At 33.3% G+C, this 19,509-nt stretch carries 21 protein-coding genes; 18 read left to right on the top strand and 3 right to left on the bottom strand.

What is annotated here, in order from left to right:
* The first annotated feature begins 38 nt into the window (after nt 1-38).
* The 4 genes from OA93_RS23210 to proC all read left to right on the top strand — a co-directional run bounded on the left by OA93_RS23210 (nt 39) and on the right by proC (nt 3,863).
* Nucleotides 39-350, top strand: coding sequence for a DUF4286 family protein (locus tag OA93_RS23210; protein WP_039116568.1), 312 nt, complete (start codon nt 39-41; stop codon nt 348-350).
* Between the two features lie 445 nt (nt 351-795).
* On the top strand, nt 796-1,575 hold the full coding sequence (gene rsmA / locus OA93_RS23205; RefSeq protein WP_039116567.1) for a 16S rRNA (adenine(1518)-N(6)/adenine(1519)-N(6))-dimethyltransferase RsmA: 780 nt from the start codon (nt 796-798) through the stop codon (nt 1,573-1,575).
* A complete protein-coding gene (gene mgtE, locus OA93_RS23200) occupies nt 1,565-2,971 on the top strand; it encodes a magnesium transporter (protein ID WP_039116564.1) in 1,407 nt (468 codons plus the stop codon). The genes rsmA and mgtE overlap by 11 nt, the downstream gene beginning before the upstream one ends.
* A gap of 115 nt (nt 2,972-3,086) precedes the next feature.
* Complete coding sequence (gene proC / locus OA93_RS23195) at nt 3,087-3,863, top strand: pyrroline-5-carboxylate reductase (protein WP_039116562.1); 777 nt, start codon at nt 3,087-3,089, stop codon at nt 3,861-3,863.
* Nucleotides 3,864-3,926: 63 nt separating this feature from the next.
* Here proC and nhaA read toward each other — a convergent pair whose 3' ends face one another.
* Entirely contained in the window at nt 3,927-5,075 is a 1,149-nt protein-coding gene (gene nhaA / locus OA93_RS23190) for a Na+/H+ antiporter NhaA (protein WP_039116561.1), read from the bottom strand.
* 9 nt (nt 5,076-5,084) lie between these two features.
* Nucleotides 5,085-5,777, bottom strand: coding sequence for an aspartate/glutamate racemase family protein (locus OA93_RS23185; RefSeq protein ID WP_039116559.1), 693 nt, complete (start codon nt 5,775-5,777; stop codon nt 5,085-5,087).
* 107 nt (nt 5,778-5,884) lie between these two features.
* Here OA93_RS23185 and OA93_RS23180 point away from each other — a divergent pair, with 107 nt between their 5' ends.
* The 6 genes from OA93_RS23180 to OA93_RS23155 all read left to right on the top strand — a co-directional run bounded on the left by OA93_RS23180 (nt 5,885) and on the right by OA93_RS23155 (nt 9,348).
* Complete coding sequence (locus OA93_RS23180; RefSeq protein WP_039116558.1) at nt 5,885-6,829, top strand: 2-hydroxyacid dehydrogenase; 945 nt, start codon at nt 5,885-5,887, stop codon at nt 6,827-6,829.
* An 82-nt stretch (nt 6,830-6,911) separates the two neighbouring features.
* On the top strand, nt 6,912-7,190 hold the full coding sequence (locus OA93_RS23175) for a TM2 domain-containing protein (protein WP_039116557.1): 279 nt from the start codon (nt 6,912-6,914) through the stop codon (nt 7,188-7,190).
* 178 nt (nt 7,191-7,368) lie between these two features.
* The gene (locus tag OA93_RS23170; protein ID WP_039116556.1) at nt 7,369-7,707 is read left to right on the top strand and encodes a TM2 domain-containing protein; all 339 of its coding nucleotides are present in this window, start codon (nt 7,369-7,371) and stop codon (nt 7,705-7,707) included.
* Between the two features lie 3 nt (nt 7,708-7,710).
* Entirely contained in the window at nt 7,711-8,124 is a 414-nt protein-coding gene (locus OA93_RS23165; RefSeq protein WP_039116555.1) for a DUF2752 domain-containing protein, read from the top strand.
* Nucleotides 8,121-8,567 carry a DUF4870 domain-containing protein gene (locus OA93_RS23160; RefSeq protein WP_039116553.1) on the top strand — a complete coding sequence of 149 codons (447 nt, stop codon included), beginning with the start codon at nt 8,121-8,123 and terminating at the stop codon, nt 8,565-8,567. Before OA93_RS23165 ends, OA93_RS23160 begins: the two co-directional genes overlap by 4 nt.
* Complete coding sequence (locus OA93_RS23155) at nt 8,551-9,348, top strand: M48 family metallopeptidase (RefSeq protein ID WP_039116551.1); 798 nt, start codon at nt 8,551-8,553, stop codon at nt 9,346-9,348. The genes OA93_RS23160 and OA93_RS23155 overlap by 17 nt, the downstream gene beginning before the upstream one ends.
* Before the next feature lie 102 nt (nt 9,349-9,450).
* Here the strand turns inward: OA93_RS23155 and OA93_RS23150 are convergent, their stop codons facing one another.
* Complete coding sequence (locus OA93_RS23150) at nt 9,451-11,253, bottom strand: lysophospholipid acyltransferase family protein (protein WP_039116549.1); 1,803 nt, start codon at nt 11,251-11,253, stop codon at nt 9,451-9,453.
* Between the two features lie 116 nt (nt 11,254-11,369).
* Between OA93_RS23150 and OA93_RS23145 the strand changes: the two genes are divergently transcribed.
* The 8 genes from OA93_RS23145 to OA93_RS23110 all read left to right on the top strand — a co-directional run.
* Complete coding sequence (locus OA93_RS23145) at nt 11,370-12,134, top strand: exodeoxyribonuclease III (protein ID WP_039116548.1); 765 nt, start codon at nt 11,370-11,372, stop codon at nt 12,132-12,134.
* A 278-nt stretch (nt 12,135-12,412) separates the two neighbouring features.
* Nucleotides 12,413-13,354, top strand: coding sequence for an OmpA family protein (locus OA93_RS23140; protein WP_039116547.1), 942 nt, complete (start codon nt 12,413-12,415; stop codon nt 13,352-13,354).
* 425 nt (nt 13,355-13,779) lie between these two features.
* Nucleotides 13,780-14,745, top strand: coding sequence for an IS110 family transposase (locus OA93_RS23135; RefSeq protein WP_039116545.1), 966 nt, complete (start codon nt 13,780-13,782; stop codon nt 14,743-14,745).
* Between the two features lie 311 nt (nt 14,746-15,056).
* Nucleotides 15,057-15,851, top strand: a complete 795-nt coding sequence (locus OA93_RS23130; protein WP_039116544.1) for a gluconate 5-dehydrogenase — start codon at nt 15,057-15,059, stop codon at nt 15,849-15,851.
* A gap of 6 nt (nt 15,852-15,857) precedes the next feature.
* The gene (locus tag OA93_RS23125) at nt 15,858-16,868 is read left to right on the top strand and encodes a sugar kinase (protein WP_039116542.1); all 1,011 of its coding nucleotides are present in this window, start codon (nt 15,858-15,860) and stop codon (nt 16,866-16,868) included.
* The gene (locus OA93_RS23120; RefSeq protein ID WP_039116541.1) at nt 16,861-17,526 is read left to right on the top strand and encodes a ketohydroxyglutarate aldolase; all 666 of its coding nucleotides are present in this window, start codon (nt 16,861-16,863) and stop codon (nt 17,524-17,526) included. Before OA93_RS23125 ends, OA93_RS23120 begins: the two co-directional genes overlap by 8 nt.
* Nucleotide 17,527: 1 nt before the next feature.
* The gene (locus OA93_RS23115) at nt 17,528-18,802 is read left to right on the top strand and encodes an MFS transporter (RefSeq protein ID WP_039116538.1); all 1,275 of its coding nucleotides are present in this window, start codon (nt 17,528-17,530) and stop codon (nt 18,800-18,802) included.
* 251 nt (nt 18,803-19,053) lie between these two features.
* Nucleotides 19,054-19,509, top strand: a 456-nt coding sequence (locus OA93_RS23110; RefSeq protein WP_205625797.1) for a 6-phosphogluconolactonase, incomplete at its 3' end; no start/stop codon positions are given.

The following is a 19,509-nucleotide window of genomic DNA, read 5'->3' as shown; positions in this document are numbered from 1 at the left end:
TTAACCGATTAACCGAAAAAACGATTAAACAGATAAAAATGATTATTTACAACATCACCACAAACATACATGAAAGTGTGCACAACCAATGGCTAAATTGGATGCAACAAAAACATATTCCTGAAATTTTAGCAACAGGAAAATTTTCATCTGCAAGAATAGTAAAAGTTTTAGTAGATGAAGAAATGGGCGGGATTACTTATTCTGTTCAATATGTTACTGATAGTAAGGAAACGTTAGAGAAATATTACCTTGAAGACGAGCCAGCTTTCAGTCAGGAAGCATTACGATTATTTGCAGATAAAATGCTTTCTTTTAGAACAGAATTAGAGTTTATCTCGGAGCATTAAATAGATTATTTGATATTTTGGAGAGTCTAACAATCTGAAAATATAAAATGGAAATTAAATTTCAAACTAAGGAACAGAGCAATAAACAACAACAAGAGGATTTCTTGAAGTTGTCTAAAACGGAAAGGGTATATAACTTTTTTTCGTTTGATGGAGAGTGTGAGCAAGTTTCCTGTTAAGAATAAAGAAGATAAGAATAAAGATAATTTTCTGATTGTTATAAAATCAAAGTAGGGTGCTAAAATTGTGGGATCAAAACATTTTTAAGATGGAATGTTTTATCTTTAGAAGACTTGATTACAAGTAAAATTAAAGCGAATAGGGCTAAGGATTTACTAGATATTCAACAACTTCGGGAAATTAATAAAAAATAGATTATTTGATACTTGCGTGGATTGATATTTCAAAAAACTCAATAATCTAACAATCTGATAATCTAAAATAAATGGAAAAAGTAAAAGCCAAAAAACATCTCGGACAGCATTTCCTTAAGGATGAAAGCATCGCTAAGGCAATAGCAGATACGTTAAGTTTAAAAGGATATGACGAGGTTCTGGAAATTGGACCAGGAATGGGTGTGTTAACCAAATACTTGTTAGAAAAACCAATCAATACCTATGTTATCGAAATTGATACTGAATCGGTAACTTATCTAGATGAGAACTATCCAAAATTAAAAGATAAAATTATTTCAAAGGATTTTTTGAAGTATGATATAAATGAAGTTTTTGAGAAAAAACAATTTGCTATAATTGGGAATTTCCCATATAATATTTCTACTCAGATTGTTTTTAAAACATTAGAATATCGTGATCAGATTCCAGAATTTTCTGGAATGTTTCAAAGAGAAGTAGCACAACGTATTTGTGAAAAGAAAGGGTCTAAAGCTTATGGGATACTATCGGTTTTGGCACAGGCTTTTTATGATACCGAATACTTGTTTACGGTAGATGAGAATGTATTTATTCCGCCCCCCAAAGTAAAATCGGGAGTTATGAAAATGACCCGAAAAGAAGATTACAGTTTGCCTTGCGGCGAAAAGTTATTCTTTACAGTAGTGAAAACAGCTTTTCAGCAACGTAGGAAAACGTTACGTAACAGTTTGAAAACATTAAATTTATCAGACAAGTTAAGAGAAGACACTATCTTTGATTTACGCCCGGAACAACTAAACGTGGCAGAATTTATAGCATTAACTCAGAAAATAGAAGCCGATGGAGTTTAAAATCAGCAAAGGTCTAATACAAGAATTAGAAACACTCATTCAGAGTAAAAACGACAAGCAATTGGAAGTTTTATTGAATGATATTCACCATGCTGATATTGCCGAAATCCTGGATGAACTGGATTTTGATAAAGCAACTTATATATTTAAAGTATTAGATAGCGAAAAAACCGCTGAGATTCTTCTGGAATTAGAAGATGATTTGCGTGAGAATATATTAAGCAGGCTTTCGCCAAAAGAGATTGCCGAGGAGCTTGACGAATTAGAAACAAATGATGCTGCTGATATTATTGGTGAATTATCGAAAGATAGAAAAGCCGAAGTAATATCTGAACTTCAGGACGTAGAACATGCTAAAGGCATTGTTGATTTATTACGTTACGCCGAGAATACTGCAGGGGGAATCATGCACAAAGAGTTGGTAAAAGTCAATGAAAATTGGAATGTACTTACTTGTGTGAAAGAAATGCGAATTCAGGCAGAAAATATTTCAAGAGTACATTCTATTTATGTAGTCGATGATGAAGATAGATTAAAAGGGCGTTTGTCGCTTAAGGATTTATTAACCACTTCTACACGAACTCCTGTTAGTGAGGTTTACATTAAGAAATTACATTATGTAGATGTAGAAACTCCCGATGTTGAAGTAGGGCGTATCATGGAAAAATATGATCTGGAAGCAATTCCGGTTGTAGATGAACTGGGACGTTTGGTAGGTCGCATTACTATTGATGATGTTATCGATGTCATAAGAGATGAAATAGAAAAAAGAGATACCGAGGACATTCAGAAATTTGGGGGTTTGGAAGCTCTTGAATTACCGTATGTAGAAACTACTCTTTTTGAAATGGTTAAAAAAAGAGCTACCTGGTTGGTGGTTCTGTTTATTGGAGAAATGTTTACTGCATCTGCAATGGGCTTTTTTGAAGGAGAAATAGAGAAAGCTGTAGTCTTGGCTTTATTTGTTCCGCTTATTATTTCTAGTGGAGGTAATTCGGGATCACAAGCGGCAACACTTATTATTCGTGCAATGGCCTTAAAAGAGTTAACACTAAAAGACTGGTGGTATGTAATGAAAAAAGAAATTGCATCAGGTTTTTTATTGGGTTCTATATTAGGAATTGTTGGTTTTATAAGAATCATGATATGGCAAAAAACAGGATTGTATGAATATGGAATCCATTGGTTTTTTGTTGCACTAACGGTTTCTTTTTCTTTATTATTTATTGTATTGTGGGGAACACTATCTGGGTCGATGATACCATTCATGCTAAAGAAACTTAAGCTGGATCCAGCAACTTCATCTGCACCATTTGTAGCAACATTAGTTGATGTAACAGGATTAGTTATTTACTTTACAATTGCATCTATATTATTAAAAGGCAGGTTATTATAAAAATAAAAGCATGAATTTAAATATACTTAACCACTATATTTCATGCTCTTAGAGTCTTTTTAAGACTTAAATCTATTAAACTAAAACAACCAAAAAACTATAAATTACAACCAGAATGAAAGTACACATAATAGGAGGAGGAAACCTTGGGGTTTCTATAGCCTTAGGGATTGCAAAATTCTCAAAGAATAATCAAGTTACAATTACCAGAAGAAATACAGCTAGTATCTTGTATTTGCAAGAATTAGGAATTACCGTTTCATCAGATAATAAACATAATATACAAGAAGCAGATCTTGTTATCCTGACTATAAAGCCATATCAGGTTGATACGGTTTTGACAGAAATCCTTCCTGTGATTTTTAATAAAACAATTGCTTCGGCAGTAAGTGGTCTTGCTATTGATGTGCTTCAAAACAAAACCAATCAAGAGCATCATGTAGTACGAATCATGCCTAATATTGCAGCACAATTTGGAGAATCGGCTACGTGTATTTCATTTACCGAAAAAGATAGAGCACAAGCGTTACCAGTTGTAACTTTATTTGAAGATTTAGGAACAGCACCAATTATTGACGAAAAGTTAATGGATGCAGCAACTGTTTTAGGTGCTTGTGGTACAGCGTATGCATTGCGATATATTCGTGCTTCGATGCAAGCAGGAATCGAAATAGGATTTGATTCTCAAACAGCATTAGCAATAGCGGCGCAAACTGTAAAGGGAGCGGCTAAAATGTTGCTAGAGGAAAAAGTACATCCAGAACAATTAATCGATCGCGTAACAACACCACAAGGTTGTACAATTGTTGGTTTGAATGAAATGGAACATAATGGTTTTAGTTCATCTCTAATTAAAGGAATCAAAACTTCTTTAAAACAAATTAAAGGATAGTTTTAAAAATAGAATTTTATAAAAAAAGGACTTTCAGTTTTAACCGAAAGTCCTTTTTTGTTTTTAAGTATTCTTAATACGTTTCTTTAAAGTCAATTTTAGCCAGATGAATCCCAGTAATCCTGCAATAAATGAAGCAAGCAAAATTGCTATTTTAGAAAAATTAATTACTTCTGGATCTTTAAAAGCAAGTAGGGTTATAAATATGGACATTGTAAATCCAATTCCGCCCAGCATTCCTGCACCTATAACGTAAGACCATTTAAGTTCTTTTGGTAACGTACAAATTCCTAATGTAACACCTAAGAAAGCAAATAGAGTTATTCCTAAAGGTTTCCCAACAACTAATCCTAAAATAATTCCTAGTGTATTAGGATGACTTAAACCTTCATGCCAATCAGAGTTTATGGCAATACACGTATTTGCCAACGCAAATAAAGGTAAGATAAAAAACGCAACTGGTTTATGTAAAAAGTGCTGTAGTTTATAAGAAGAGGTTTTCTTGCCTCCATCTCCAAACGGAATTACAAAAGCAAGTAAAACACCTGTTATTGTAGCGTGAACTCCAGAATTTAGCATAAAATACCACATGATAACTCCACCAATTAAATAAACATAGAGATTGTGAACTTTCATTCGATTAAAAATAAATAACACACCTAAAACAGCAAAAGCCAAAGCTAAATATAGGAACGATATAGTTGTAGTATAGAATAACGCAATAACCACAATAGCACCCAAATCATCGATTACGGCAAGAGCAGTAAGGAATACTTTTAGAGAAGATGGAACTTTGTTTCCTAAAAGAGATAGAATTCCAATTGCAAAAGCAATGTCGGTTGCCATCGGGATTCCAGCTCCGTTTTGTGTAGCAGTTCCAAAATTCAGTAATAAAAATATTCCCGCAGGAATAAGCATTCCGCCCAAAGCACCAAAAATTGGTAAAGAAGCATTTTTTATGCTCGTTAATTCACCTTGATAAATTTCGCGTTCTAATTCTAATCCTATCAATAGAAAGAAGATAGTCATCAAACCATCATTTATCCAATGTGTAATGGAATGATGTCCGATATTAGTTTCCCAAAAAGCAATATAATCGTTTTGGAAAATAGAGTTTGCTAAAAAAAGAGAAAGAATAGTTACGAAAAGTAAAATCAGACCTCCTGATTTTTCACTTTGAAAAAAGGCCTTAAATGTTTTTGTTAATTTCATTTTATATTGTTATTTCAGTGCGTGTTCTACAGCTTTTTGTGCGTGAATTGCTGCTGTATTAAATAATTTGGTTGCTGTGTATTCGTTGGTAATTAGTAGTTCAATTTCGGTACATCCTAATATAATTCCTTCGGCGCCTTGGCTTATTAAATCGGTTATTATATCTAAAAAAATAGTTCTTGAATCGGTATTTATTATTCCTTTTACCAATTCTTCATATATTATTCGATGAATTTCGACTCTTTGTTCTTGATTAGGGATTATAGTTTCTATTTTATATTTGTCGAGTAAGCGACCTTTAAAAAAATCTTGCTCCATTGTAAATGAAGTTCCTAACAATCCTATTTTTCTAAAATTTTCTGCATTAATCTTCTCAGCAGTTGCGTCGACAATATGAATTAAAGGAATTGATACGCTTTTTTCTATTTCATCAGATAATTTATGCATTGTGTTTGTGCATAATATGATAAAATCAGCTCCTGCTTTTTCTAGTTGTTGAGCCGCGTCTGACATTAATATTCCTAATTTATTCCAATTGCCTTCTTTTTGCAAAGTTGCAATTTCATTAAAATCTACTGAGTACATTACGGATTTACAGGAATGAACACTACCAAGTTTTTCTTGAACACTCCTATTTATTATTTGATAATATAAAGAAGAACTTTCCCATGACATGCCACCAATCAATCCAATTGTTTTCATAAAATCGTTTTATGCGAATTTACACATTTCTTAGCGAATTCTTTTGGTTAAAACCAAAACCCGTATTTTTTTTGTTACTTTGTTTATCTAATTTAAGTCTTAATTTCATGCCAATTAAAGTTTTACATATCGATAGCAATCACCCAATTCTTTGGGAACAATTACAGGAAGCTGGATTTGAAAACCATGCCGATTTTACTTCTACTAAAGAAGAAATTGAAGCAAAAATTCAGGATTATCAGGGAATTGTAATCAGAAGTCGTTTTAAAATCGACAAACAGTTTATAGATAAAGCAATAAATTTAAAATTTATAGCACGTGTTGGGGCGGGATTAGAAAGCATAGATTGTGATTATGCTCTCTCTAAAGATATCGAACTAATTGCTGCTCCCGAGGGAAACTGTAATGCAGTTGCAGAGCATACATTAGGAATGATTCTGTCTCTTTTTAATAAACTAAATCTTGCCGATAGCGAAATACGTTCGGGACAATGGAACCGAGAAAGTAATCGTGGTTATGAACTTGACGGAAAAACGGTAGGGATTATAGGTTATGGTAATATGGGTAAAGCATTTGCAAAAAAACTTAGAGGTTTTGAGGTAGAAGTTTTATGTTATGATATTCAGGATAATGTTGGAGATAAGAATGCTAAACAGGTTTCATTAAAAGAGCTTCAAGAAAAAACCGATGTATTGAGTTTGCATATTCCGTGGACTCCAGAAACAGATAAAATGGTTGATACAGCATTTATTAATGCATTTAAAAAGTCATTATGGATAATTAACACCTCAAGAGGTAAGAACATTGTTACCGCTGATTTAGTTACCGCAATGCAATCCGGGAAAGTGCTTGGAGCTGGTTTAGATGTTTTAGAATATGAAAAATTATCTTTCGAAACACTTTTTCAGGACAAAGATACTCCCGAGGCTTTTCAGTATTTATTAGATGGTCGAAAAGTAATTTTAACACCGCATATTGCAGGTTGGACATTCGAAAGTCATGAGCGTTTAGCCCAAGTAATCGTTGATAAAATTAAAGCAGTTTGTTCATGAGTAAAAAATTTTAAGACGAATTTGTGAATTTTCTCAATAAAATTTCTATTTTTATTCATTATAAATTATTTAACTAATAAAAATGGAAAATTCAAAATCTGAAGAGTGGAACAACCCACAAATTGTAAAACCAGAAAATAAAAAAGTACTTGCCGGAGTTCTAGCAATTCTGTTAGGAGGATTAGGTATTCATAAATTTATTTTAGGGTATACTCAAGAAGGTATTATTCAGTTAGTTATCGGAGTGGTAACTTGCGGAGTTGGAGGAATAATAGGTCTTGTAGAAGGAATTATTTACTTAACTAAAACTGACGAAGAGTTTTATCAAACCTACCAAGTGGGTAAGAAAGGCTGGTTTTAAGATATAAAATCTCGATTTTTCGAGATTTTTTTTTGGCTTTCATTTTTTTAATTTTAAAAACAATAGTGTTAAAATTAATTAAAAGAAGTTATTTCTTATAATTTTTTATATTTGCAAAAAATGGAGTATCCGAAAATCCATAAATAGAGTAGGGACCAATCAAAACCAAAATTTAATAATGGATACACAAAAAGTTGATATGTTTATGATGATGAATGCAAAATATTTTGAAGGGCATCATTTAAACGCAATCAGAGAAAAACTTTTAAGTTTAGACGAAAGCCAATGGCAAAGATTACAATTAACTCAATTTAAAGATCCAACAACAGCTTTGTTGATTTCTATTTTTGCTGGTGCATACGGAATTGACCGTTTTTATATTGGCGATACAGGAATGGGAGTAGGTAAATTACTTACTTGTGGAGGTTTTATGATTTGGGCTATTGTAGATTGGTTTTTAATCCAAGGAGCTACCAAAGAAAAAAATGCAATGGCATTTAACAATACATTTTTGTAAAACATGACAAAAAACAAGCTTTATGCGTTAACTTTAATTGCTTGTTTTTTAGGGTATAGTTGGTTGTTCTTTTTTGATTTTGTATCACATTTAAATTCAGATCATGATCTTACGGTCTGTCTTTTTAAAAGAATAACCACTATTCCTTGTCCTTCTTGTGGAACTACACGAGCAGTCGACAGTTTTTTTAAAGGAAATATACTCACTTCTTTATACCTAAATCCATTCGGAATTATTGTAGCAGGAATAATGCTTATTGCTCCAGGCTGGATTGCATTTGATTACTTCACAAAAAGACAATCTTTTTACGATTTCTACATTAAAACAGAAACAATAATTAGGACAAAAAAAGTTGCAATACTGTTGATTATTTTAGTAATTATCAATTGGATTTGGAATATAAACAAACAAATATGACCGCATTAAATAAGTTTAATTACAAACCTTATGATAGTGAGTTAGAAAGAGCATCAAATAGTTATTTGATGTCACTTGTTGCTGTGCTAGGAGGTTTGCCGTTGCCAATTATGAATTTATTGGCATCCGTTTTTTTTTATTTAGGAAACAGAAAAAGTACAGCTTTTGTTAAATGGCATTGTACACAAGCATTATTGGCACAACTAGGTATGTTTTTCTTTAATACCGTAGGTTTTTGGTGGACAATCTCGATTGTTTTCAAAGAAGGTCAGTTTACCAATACATATATAGCGTATATGTTAACGATAATAGGTTTTAATCTAGTGGAGTTTATATTTACCTTATATCTGGCAAGTCAGACAAGAAAAGGAAATCATATCGAAATATACTTTTTTGCCGATATTACTAATTTAATTTGCAAGACCAATGAAAACACTATTTAGAGGACTAACCATCGTAGGAGCTTTTTTTGGTATATGGTTTTTATTAGCACAAATAGATTATATCACTTTCTTTAAAATTGACAAAGCCAAAAGTGCTACCGAAAAAGGAGTTGGCGATATGATTTGGGATCAAATTAAAAAGACAGAAGATATAATCGTAAATGATTCTATTACTAAAACATTAGATAAATTGCTAGATCCATTATGTAAAGAAAATGGAATTGTGCGCGATAGTCTTAAAGTTCATATTATTCAAAAAGATGAGGTAAATGCATTTGCTTTGCCAGACGGACATTTGGTAATATATTCAGGTTTAATCGAAGCTTCAAAAAATGAGCAAGCATTAATAGGTGTATTAGGACATGAAATTGCTCATATAGAGAATGACCATGTCATGAAAAAGCTATCCAAAGAAATTGGTTTCTCTGTTCTTATGTCTATTACAACCGGAAACAATGGGAGCGTAATAAAAGAAGTAATGCATACATTATCTTCTACAGCTTATGATCGTTCACTCGAGAAAGAGGCAGATATTACTAGTGTAGAATATATGCTTAAGGCAAAAGTTGACCCAGCACCATTTGCAGATTTTCTTTATGATATGTCATTTGATAAAAGTTTTGGAGGAGCTTTATCCTGGATAAGCACACATCCAGAATCTGAGGCTAGAGCCAAATATATTTTGGAATATATAAAAGGTAAAAAATTAGATAAGAAAATGATATTGTCTCAAAAAGAATGGGATGGTTTCAAAAAAGCGGTAAACGATTATGAAAATTAATAGCTGCGATTAGTTTTATTTAATCAAACAAAAGTAGTTTACATAAAATAAAAAATCCCGTTTCATCGAAACGGGATTTTTTATTTTATAAGAGTAGAGAAATTAATCGTCTTTCTCTGCAAGTTTTCTTTCTAATTCTATCTGAAATTCTTCAATAACCGGTTTCATTGTGCTTTCCGGAATGTCGGCGATACGAATGTACATTAAACCATCAATAGCATTATTAAATAAAGGATCAACATTAAAAGCTACAACACGTGCATTTTGTTTGATGTATTTTTTAATCAAAACAGGCAAACGTAAATTTCCTGGTTCTAACTCGTCGATGATTTTATCAAACTTGTTTAAGTCAGATTCAGCTTCATCAAAAATAAAGTCCTTATCAGCATCTTTCAGTTTTACCTTGTATGCTTTTTTCGGGTGAATGTATTGCGCAATATAAGGATCGTAATAATTAGATTTCATAAACTCAATCATCAATGATTTAGAAAAATCAGAGAATTGATTACTAATACTTACACCACCAAGCAAATATTTATGCTCAGGATAACGCAACGTTGTATGAATGATTCCTTTCCATAATAAGAAAAGAGGCATTGGTTTTTGTTGGTATTCCTTAATAATAAATGCACGACCCATCTCGATAGATTTATGCATCATATCATGAAGTTCAGGCTCGAATCTAAAAAGGTCATTTAGATAAAAACCGTCCATTCCGTATTTAGGATAAATCTCAGAACCTAATCCCATACGGTAAGCACCAGATATTTTTTTGGCATCATCATCCCATAAAAACATATGGTGATAATATTGGTCGTATTGATCAATATCGATAGGCTCATTTGTTCCCTCACCAACCTCACGGAAGGTAATTTCGCGTAAGCGGCCAATTTCATGTAATATATTCGGAATGTTTTTCGCTTCAGCAAAAAACACTTCGTAGTTTTTACTTTGTAATAATCTGCAATCTGTGTTTCTTAAAATTTCAACCTCTGCATTTATCTTGTTTCCATTTGCAGGTGTAACAATTTCTTTAGGACTTTTAGTAATCTTTAAGTTTGCAGTATCTAGCAATTTATGTTCCTTCTCAAAAGGATTTGCCAGCATATAAGTTTTCTTTCTTAAAAACTCCGAGTATTCTTCAAAAGATTCAAGTTCGTTTTGTTCGTTAACCGAAATAGGTTTTCCGATACGTACCTTAATAACACGATCCTTTTGAGTAAGTAACTCCGATGGTAATTTTGCTGTACGCAAAGTATCATCTATTTTAGAAAGCCAATAGAACAATTTACTGTTTTTGGCATGAAAATAAATAGGAACAACAGGCACTTTGGCTTTTCTGATTAATTTAATCGCGCCTTCTTCCCAAGGTTTATCCACCACTAGTTTCCCGTCTTTATAAGTCGAAACCTCACCAGCAGGAAAAATCCCTAAAGGTTTTCCGTCACTTAAATGACGAAACGTTTCTTTTATTCCAACCACGCTTGATTTTGCATCCTTATGATTCTCAAAAGGATTTACAGGCATGATATATTTTTTTAACGGAACAATACGGTGCAACAGGAAGTTAGCAATAATCTTAAAATTAGGCTCTCTTTCAAGCATTAATTTTAATAATAAAATGCCATCAATACCACCAAGCGGATGGTTTGAGATAGTAATATAAGCACCGTCTTTAGGTAATCGTTTTAAATCTTCTTCCGGGATTTCGAATTTTATTTGTAAATCATCCAAAACTCCATTCAAAAAAGGGAGATCTTCTAAATGTTTATTCCTATCGTAAATCTTGTTCAAGGTCGATATCTTTAGTACCTTCATAAGGACCCAGCCAGAAAAAGTACCTAACACCCCGTACTTGTCAACATTTATTGCCTTGGCAACTTCTTTCGCGGTAACTAAACCCATGTACAATTTGTTTTTTAGAGCAGGAAACAAAGATAACAAAAAACTCTACTTTTCCTTAATTCTTATTCAAACTTTCCGCTTTTTTATTACATTTGAAATACATAAAAAAAATTGTAATGAAAATTATTTCTTATAACGTAAATGGAATTCGTGCTGCAATTTCAAAAGGATTTATCGATTGGTTACAACATGCAAATCCGGATGTTATTTGTCTTCAGGAGATTAAAGCGACAGAAGATCAAATTCCGGTAGAAGATATTACCAAAGCAGGTTACCCATATCAGTATTATTATCCAGCTACAAAAAAAGGATATAGTGGTGTTGCTATCCTTTCAAAAACAAAACCAAATAACGTTGTGTACGGAACCGGAATTCAGCACATGGATTTTGAAGGAAGAAACCTTCGAGCAGATTTCGACACTTGCTCTGTAATGAGTTTATACCTTCCGTCAGGAACCAATATTCAGCGATTGGATCATAAATTCATGTTTATGGACGATTTTCAGACCTATATTAATGAGCTCAAAAAAATAACCCCAAATCTTATTATTTGCGGTGATTACAACATTTGTCACGAAGCGATAGATATCCATGATCCTGTTCGTAACAAAACAGTTTCAGGATTTTTACCAGCCGAACGTGCTTGGTTAGATGGATTCATGAAAACAGGATTTATAGATAGTTTCCGCCACTTTAACAAAGAACCACACAATTATTCATGGTGGAGTTACCGTGCAGGAGCAAGAGGAAACAACAAAGGTTGGAGAATCGATTATAATTTAGTTAGCGATAGCTTACAACACAAACTAAAACGTGCCGTTATATTACCAGACGCAGTACATTCTGACCATTGCCCGGTTTTAGTCGAAATCGAAGATTAATGGTATCATTATTGTTAGATACACACAAGATTTAAGCAAACTCCAGTAAAGTTTTTCTTAGGAGCTATTTACTTCGTCAGTTCGCTTCGCTCGTATCCTGCTTTCCGCTATAAATGAAATTCACTGAACACATATGTGAAATATGAACTTAGTGAAGTAATCTTTATGTTTTTAAAGAAAAAACATAAAGGATTTCCGCTATAATCAGGGCTAGATCGTGCTAATACCAATAATTAAAAAAGAATAAGAAAATCTCAAATAATAAACACCACAAAAAAATGATTAAAAAAGCTTCAATCGGATTATTGATACTTGCGCTTACAACATCGTGTGTATCCAAAAAAATATACAACGATCTGGAAACGAAATTTGCCGATTTAAAAAAAGAAAATCGTTCAATCTCTGATGAAAATGCCGAATTGCTAAAAGCAAAAAATCAATTAGAGTTAGACCGTGACGGATTAAATAAAAATCTTGCTACAACTAAAGCTGAACTAGAAAAGCAAAAAGCTGATTATGCAGCTGCGCAAAACAAATTAAAAGTTTTGCAAGACTCTTATGATGCGTTAGAAAAAAACAGTAATGAAGCTTTAAAAAGCAACATGAATAAAAACCGTGAATTACTAGAACAACTAGAAGCCAAAGGAAAAGCATTAGCAGCAGAACAAGCACGTTTAGACAAAACAGCAAAACGTTTAGACGAACTAGAATCTATGATAGCGGCTAAAGAAGCTGCAATGAAAAAGCTAAAAGAAACCCTATCAAAAGCCCTAAACGGATTTGAAGGAAAAGGATTGACAGTAGAACAAAAGAACGGAAAAGTATATGTTTCTATGGAAAACAAATTACTTTTTAATTCAGGAAGTTGGTCAGTAGGAACAGAAGGTAAAAAAGCAGTTGTAGAACTAGGGAAAGTATTAGGAGACAATCCAGATCTTTCAGTATTGATCGAAGGACATACAGATGATGATCCATATGTAGGTTCAGGAGTAATTACAAACAACTGGGATTTATCGACCAAAAGAGCAACAGCAATTGTAGCAATCTTGAGCGAAAACAGTAAAATCAACAAACAAAAATTAACTGCTGCAGGTCGTGGAGAATTCTCTCCATTGGCAAGCAACGCAACTCCAGAAGGAAAAGCTAAAAACCGTAGAATCGAAATCATCCTAACACCAAGATTAGATGAAATCGCCGAAATGTTAAATAGCATTAATTAAGTTACTAAGGAACTGAGGTTCTAAGGCACAAAGAAAGGTTCAGGGTTTATACTCTGGACCTTTTTTGTTTATAGGCTTTGCTGCAAGGTCTTTTTTTGATCTTGGGAGTATTAAGTTAGAATTAAGATTAAAAGTAATACACATTAAAAAAGATATTTATAGAGTATTTACTCAATATTGTCATCCTATGTTTGTAATAAAAAAGGATTTCTGTTTTTAGTACATTTATGTTTAGATTTTCAACAGAAGAAAGGGAAAGATAAAAACTAAAAATTGTCATTTGTCATAATAGACTGTTCGAAATGGTAGTTCCTTTCCCTCTCTGCTTTTGAGCTTGGACAGTTCATTAGGCCTGGAGCCTGTATTTAGGATTGATAAGTCAATAGCAGATTTCTTCCGTTTACTTTTTACTTAAAAACAAAGTTATGACAAAAAACAAAAATTACATCGGAATTGACATATCAAAATTAAGTTTTGATGTTGCTATTAAAATGGAGAATGAGAAATATTCACATTTTAAGTTTAGCAATGACAATGCAGGGTTTATAAAATTCAAAGAGTTATTAAATCAAGATTATGCTATATGTGTAATGGAAGCCAGCGGACCTTATTACTTAAAATTAGCTACATTTCTTTTTAATAGGAAGGCCTCGGTTTGTGTAATAAACCCTCTAGTAATCAGACGTTTTAGCCAAATGCGAATGTCCCGAACAAAAACAGACAAAAAAGATGCTGTAATGATTGCTGAATATGGAAAGAGTCAAACTCCAAATTTATGGAAACCAGAAGCAGAATATGTATTGGAGATAAAGCAAATGCATGCTTATGTTGAGCAAATGAATAAATCCAGAACAGGTCTGATCAGACAGCGAGAAGCTTTTAAATACAATGCGGTAGAATCTTTGGCATTAAAGGAAAGTTTAGAAAAAATGATATTGTTATTAGAAACTGAAATTGCTCTTATTGAGAATAAAATGATTGCAATTATAAAGGATCAACATAATGAACTTTTTCAGCAATTAAAAAGTATACCTGGGATCGGAATAAAAACAGCTATGTTGTTAATTGTCATAAGTGGTGGTTTTACAAAATTTGATAATGCAAGACAATTGAGTTCTTATGTTGGAATAAGTCCTCGTATTTTCGAATCTGGAACAAGTGTAAAAGGGAAGTCGAAAATTTGTAAAATGGGCATGAGTCGCATTAGGGCAATGCTATATGTTTGCTCTTGGTCTGCTAAAAAATGTAATGCTGCTTGTAAAGAATTATACGATAGATTAGTCGAAAAAGGAAAAGCTAAAAAAATAGCTTTAATCGCTGTAGCAAACAAACTACTTAAACAAGCATTTGCTTTAGCATCAAAAAATGAATATTATTTACAAAATAATTAAAAATAAATTTGCTTTTAAACACAGTTCATTTCGACGAAGGAGACTCGAGCGTTAGCGAACAGACGTAGTAAATCTCCGTAAGAAACTAACTCACAGGTTTTTCTTAAATTATCGAGCTACTCGTAGAGATTTCTCCTTCGTCGAAATGACAAGTTTGGGGATTATTTTGTGTAAAACTAAAGCCCCTTAGACCTTTGGTTTTAAACCTTGTTGGTATATTTAAGAATACAAGAATAATACCTAACAGGTTTTAAAAACCTGTTAGAATAACAATAACTCAGAATACTTATTAACTATAAAAAAGAAAAAAAATGTCAATTAACTTATTTGATTTAACAGGGAAAACAGCACTTATAACAGGAGGAGTTCACGGTCTGGGAATGGCAATGGCAAAAGGTCTTGGACATGCAGGTGCAAAAATTGTAATAAATGATCATTCATCACAAGAAGCTGTAAATAATGCAGTTGCAGAATATAAATCTGTAGGGATTGAAGCTTACGGATATATTTTTGATGTTACCGATGAAGCTGCTGTAATTGAAGCAATAAACAAGATAGAAGCCGAAGTTGGGCCTATTGATATTTTAATTAATAACGCAGGAATCATCAAAAGAACTCCAATAATAGAAATGGAAGTTGCAGATTTTGAAGCAGTAATAAAAGTAGATTTAACAGGACCTTTTATAGTTTCTAAAAATGTTGCCAAAGGGATGATTATTCGCGGAGGCGGAAAAATTATAAATATGTGCTCTATGATGAGCGAACTTGGTAGAGACTCCGTAAGTGCTTATGCTTCTGCAAAAGGAGGGTTAAAAATGCTAACCAAAAATATGGCTACCGAATGGGCTAAGTTTAATATACAAACTAACGGAATTGGTCCTGGATATTTTGCTACAAGCCAGACTGCACCGATTAGAGTTAACGGACATCCTTTTAATGAATTTATTATAGGCCGAACACCAGCTGGTCGTTGGGGAGATCCTGAGGATTTACAAGGAGCAGCAATATTTTTAAGTTCTAAAGCAAGTGATTTTGTAAACGGACATATTGTGTATGTAGATGGTGGAATACTTGCTACAATAGGAAAACCATCAAACGAAGCATAATACATCATGGGTAAAGTACTTTGTTTTGGGGAAATCCTTTTACGATATAGCATGGGGGAAAACTTTCCCAAACAACAGGATATGTCTGCTTATGTAGGCGGTGCCGAAAGTAATGTTGCATTGGCACTGGCAAGATGGAATGTTCCTGTAGCCTATTGTACCGCCCTACCCGACCATTTTTTGTCGGACACCATTCTTGCTTATTATGACAAAATGGGGGTTGATACAACTACAGTTATAAAATCTGGAGAAAGAATTGGTACCTATTACCTTAATCAAGGAGCAGATGTTAAGAATGCAGGCGTAATTTATGACCGTAAATATTCTTCTTTTTCAGAACTAGAACCGTCAAGCATAAACTGGGAAGAAGTTTTTGAAGGTGTTTCCTGGTTTCATTTTACAGCCATTGCACCAGCTTTAAATGCAAAAATTGCTGCACTTTGTGAAGAAGCTTTACTTGTTGCCACAAAAAAGGGAATTGCTATTTCTTTGGATTTGAATTACAGAGAAAAACTTTGGAAATATGGCTCAGAACCTAACGAAGTAATGCCTAAACTAGCTAGTTACGCTCATGTAATTATGGGGAATATTTGGTCGGCAGAAAAAATGCTCGGAATAGGTATTAATCAGCAATTAATAGCCTCCGAAAAAGAAATTGATCTAGTAGAGCAAGCCAATGCAAGTTCTCAAGAAATCTTGGCAAAATATCCTAATTGTAATATCGTTGCGAACACTTTCCGCTTTAGTAAAGAAGATAGTGTAACCTATTTTGGAACATTGTATCAAAAAGGAAATAGTTATAAAAGCGAAACTTTGTTTGCTGCAAATACAATAGACAAAGTTGGAACTGGAGATTGTTTTATGGCTGGACTCATTTATGGAATATTACATAGAAAAGAGCCACAACAAATAGTAAATTTTGCTGCAAGAGCAGCCTATCAAAAATTATTTATAAAAGGTGATGCTACAACATCCCGAGTAGAAGAAATCGAACAGTTAATAAAGCAAAATGAATAAGTCAGAAAAAGTTATTCAACAAATCATTCATTCTGGTTTGTTGCCTTTATATTATCATGAAAGTAAAGATTTAAGTGTAAGTATATTAAAAGCTTTATATCAATCAGGTATTCGCATTGTAGAATATACTAATCGAGGCAAAAATGCTTTAATAAATTTTGAAGCATTAAGGACTATAGCTTCACAAGAAATGCCGGATTTATTGTTAGGAATTGGTACTATAAAAACGGCTGAAGTAGCCAAAGAATTTATAGACTTAGGAGCTGATTTTATAGTATGTCCTATAGTTTCTGCCGAGGTTGCAAAAATTGTTTTAGAGCATAATTTAGCTTGGATTCCGGGTTGTTTAACACCTACAGAAATTCATCAGGCGCAAGTTTATGGCGCCAGATTAGTAAAAATATTTCCAGGGAATTTAGTTGGAGCATCTTACGTGCAATCTATAAAAGATATTTTTCCTGATCTTCTTTTTATGCCTACTGGCGGAGTTGAACCAGAAGAACAAAACCTAAAATCATGGTTTGATGCAGGCGTATCTGCTGTAGGTATGGGAAGTAAACTTTTAAAAACCAGTGCAATTGAAGAGAATAATTTTGATGCACTTTCGGATTATATTACAAAAGTTACTATTCTAATTCAATCTTGTAAACATTCTTAAAATGAATATAACTTCAGAAAAAAGAGTTCGATATGGCATATTAGCCCTATTGTTTTTTGGAACAACCATTAATTATATCGACAGGCAAGTAATTGGTTTGTTAAAGCCCACATTAGAGAAAGAATTCCATTGGACAGAAACTGATTATAGCAATATCGTTATGGCTTTTTCAGCAGCTTATGCCATTGGTCTTATAGGTTTTGGAAGATGGATTGATAAAATCGGAACTAAACTAGGATATGCTGTATCGGTTTTCTTTTGGAGTGTTGCTGCCGTAGCACACGCATTTGCCAAAAGCACGTTTGGTTTTGGATTAGCAAGAGTTGGTTTAGGCGTAGCCGAAGCAGGTAATTTTCCTGCTGCAATAAAATCTGTAGCCGAGTGGTTTCCTAAAAAAGAACGTGCTCTTGCAACAGGAATTTTTAACTCGGGTGCCAATGTTGGTGCTGTGGTTGCTCCTATTATGGTTCCTGCAATTTTAGGTGCTTATGGTTGGCAAGAAGCATTTGTTATTACAGGAGCTATTGGCTTTATTTGGCTGATTTTTTGGTGGAAATACTATGAAACTCCTGCTAGACATAAAAAAATATCCAAAGAAGAATTTGACTATATCCACAGTGACAATGAGGTAGTTTCAGAAACTGAAGTGCCTGTAAAATGGACTGCTTTATTTAAAGTAAAACAAACGTGGGCTTTCATCTTTGGGAAACTATTGACAGATCCTGTTTGGTGGTTCTTTTTGTTTTGGTTGCCTTCATATTTTTCCGAAACATTTAATCTTGATTTAAAGAAGCCAAGTTTACCATTGGTAATTGTTTATACAGCAACAACTATTGGTAGTATCGGAGGTGGTTATTTATCTTCATATTTAATAAAAAAAGGATGGAATGTACAAAGAGCACGCAAAACAACCATGTTTTTTATCGCCGTTTGTGTATTACCAATAATGTTGGCACAGTTTACCAAAAATATATGGATAGCTGTTGGCTTAATTAGTTTGGCAGCAGCAGCTCACCAAGCTTGGAGCGCCAATATTTTTACAACAGTATCTGATTATTTTCCTAAAAAAGATATCAGCTCAGTTGTAGGTATCGGTGGTATGGCAGGTTCAGTTGGAGGTATTCTTTTCCCTCTGGCAATAGGAATCATCTTAGACCATTATAAAATCTTAGGAAATATTACCGCAGGTTATAATATCATATTTATCATGTGTGGTTCTGCCTATTTATTGGCGTGGATAGTGATGCATTTTTTAACCAGTAAGAAAAATGACTAGCTATTTATATTGTCTATAAAGGAACGCGGATGATACAGATTTACAAAAGTAAAGACGCGGATTAAAAACGGATTTTGAAAAATAATTTTGAAATCCGTATCATCTGTGTTTTCGCTTAAGCGAATCCGTATTATCCGCGTTCCTTTCGAAAAGAGTTCGTATAGAATAATCTTCTTATCCCATCCCGACGTTTCGGGATGGGGACTATATATTGAAATGAATTACGCCCAATGGGTAAAATAAATTTAAAAATGATAAAAAGCATAATAGATAAATCAACTGGTTTCGAAAAACGATTCGAAAATATTGACACGGTAGTTTTTGAGAATTCCACCGATGCATCCAAAGCAGTTGCGCAGCAAATAGCGGCACTTATCAAGTCAAAACAAGAAAAAAACGAATCATGTATATTAGGATTAGCAACAGGATCATCCCCAAAAGGATTATATGCTGAGTTAGTACGTTTACACAAAGAAGAAGGATTAAGTTTTAAAAACGTAATCACTTTTAACCTGGACGAATACTATCCAATGGAACCAGATTCAGTAAATAGCTACGTACGATTCATGAAAGAATTGTTGATGGATCAAGTAGATATTTTACCTGAAAATTACCATATTCCAGACGGACTTTTGACAAAAGAAGAAATAGCAGATTATTGCGCAGATTACGAAGCTAAAATAGAAGCTCTGGGCGGAATCGATCTA

This window comes from Flavobacterium sp. KMS (assembly GCF_000813005.1).
Taxonomy (GTDB): Bacteria; Bacteroidota; Bacteroidia; order Flavobacteriales; family Flavobacteriaceae; genus Flavobacterium.
The sequence above is the reverse complement of the archived record's forward strand: the minus strand, read 5'-3'. Positions and strand labels throughout refer to the sequence as shown.

What these genes read in the sequence shown, in the direction of transcription:
- OA93_RS23135 (WP_039116545.1), top strand. Translation starts at nt 13,780, where the DNA reads ATGACAAAAAACAAAAATTACATCGGAATTGACATATCAAAATTAAGT.
- mgtE (WP_039116564.1), top strand. Translation starts at nt 1,565, where the DNA reads ATGGAGTTTAAAATCAGCAAAGGTCTAATACAAGAATTAGAAACACTC.
- rsmA (WP_039116567.1), top strand. Translation starts at nt 796, where the DNA reads ATGGAAAAAGTAAAAGCCAAAAAACATCTCGGACAGCATTTCCTTAAG.
- OA93_RS23140 (WP_039116547.1), top strand. Translation starts at nt 12,413, where the DNA reads ATGATTAAAAAAGCTTCAATCGGATTATTGATACTTGCGCTTACAACA.
- nhaA (WP_039116561.1), bottom strand. Translation starts at nt 5,075, where the DNA reads ATGAAATTAACAAAAACATTTAAGGCCTTTTTTCAAAGTGAAAAATCA.
- OA93_RS23165 (WP_039116555.1), top strand. Translation starts at nt 7,711, where the DNA reads ATGACAAAAAACAAGCTTTATGCGTTAACTTTAATTGCTTGTTTTTTA.
- OA93_RS23180 (WP_039116558.1), top strand. Translation starts at nt 5,885, where the DNA reads ATGCCAATTAAAGTTTTACATATCGATAGCAATCACCCAATTCTTTGG.
- proC (WP_039116562.1), top strand. Translation starts at nt 3,087, where the DNA reads ATGAAAGTACACATAATAGGAGGAGGAAACCTTGGGGTTTCTATAGCC.
- OA93_RS23145 (WP_039116548.1), top strand. Translation starts at nt 11,370, where the DNA reads ATGAAAATTATTTCTTATAACGTAAATGGAATTCGTGCTGCAATTTCA.
- OA93_RS23150 (WP_039116549.1), bottom strand. Translation starts at nt 11,253, where the DNA reads ATGGGTTTAGTTACCGCGAAAGAAGTTGCCAAGGCAATAAATGTTGAC.
- OA93_RS23155 (WP_039116551.1), top strand. Translation starts at nt 8,551, where the DNA reads ATGAAAACACTATTTAGAGGACTAACCATCGTAGGAGCTTTTTTTGGT.
- OA93_RS23130 (WP_039116544.1), top strand. Translation starts at nt 15,057, where the DNA reads ATGTCAATTAACTTATTTGATTTAACAGGGAAAACAGCACTTATAACA.
- OA93_RS23185 (WP_039116559.1), bottom strand. Translation starts at nt 5,777, where the DNA reads ATGAAAACAATTGGATTGATTGGTGGCATGTCATGGGAAAGTTCTTCT.
- OA93_RS23125 (WP_039116542.1), top strand. Translation starts at nt 15,858, where the DNA reads ATGGGTAAAGTACTTTGTTTTGGGGAAATCCTTTTACGATATAGCATG.
- OA93_RS23210 (WP_039116568.1), top strand. Translation starts at nt 39, where the DNA reads ATGATTATTTACAACATCACCACAAACATACATGAAAGTGTGCACAAC.
- OA93_RS23160 (WP_039116553.1), top strand. Translation starts at nt 8,121, where the DNA reads ATGACCGCATTAAATAAGTTTAATTACAAACCTTATGATAGTGAGTTA.
- OA93_RS23120 (WP_039116541.1), top strand. Translation starts at nt 16,861, where the DNA reads ATGAATAAGTCAGAAAAAGTTATTCAACAAATCATTCATTCTGGTTTG.
- OA93_RS23175 (WP_039116557.1), top strand. Translation starts at nt 6,912, where the DNA reads ATGGAAAATTCAAAATCTGAAGAGTGGAACAACCCACAAATTGTAAAA.
- OA93_RS23115 (WP_039116538.1), top strand. Translation starts at nt 17,528, where the DNA reads ATGAATATAACTTCAGAAAAAAGAGTTCGATATGGCATATTAGCCCTA.
- OA93_RS23170 (WP_039116556.1), top strand. Translation starts at nt 7,369, where the DNA reads ATGGATACACAAAAAGTTGATATGTTTATGATGATGAATGCAAAATAT.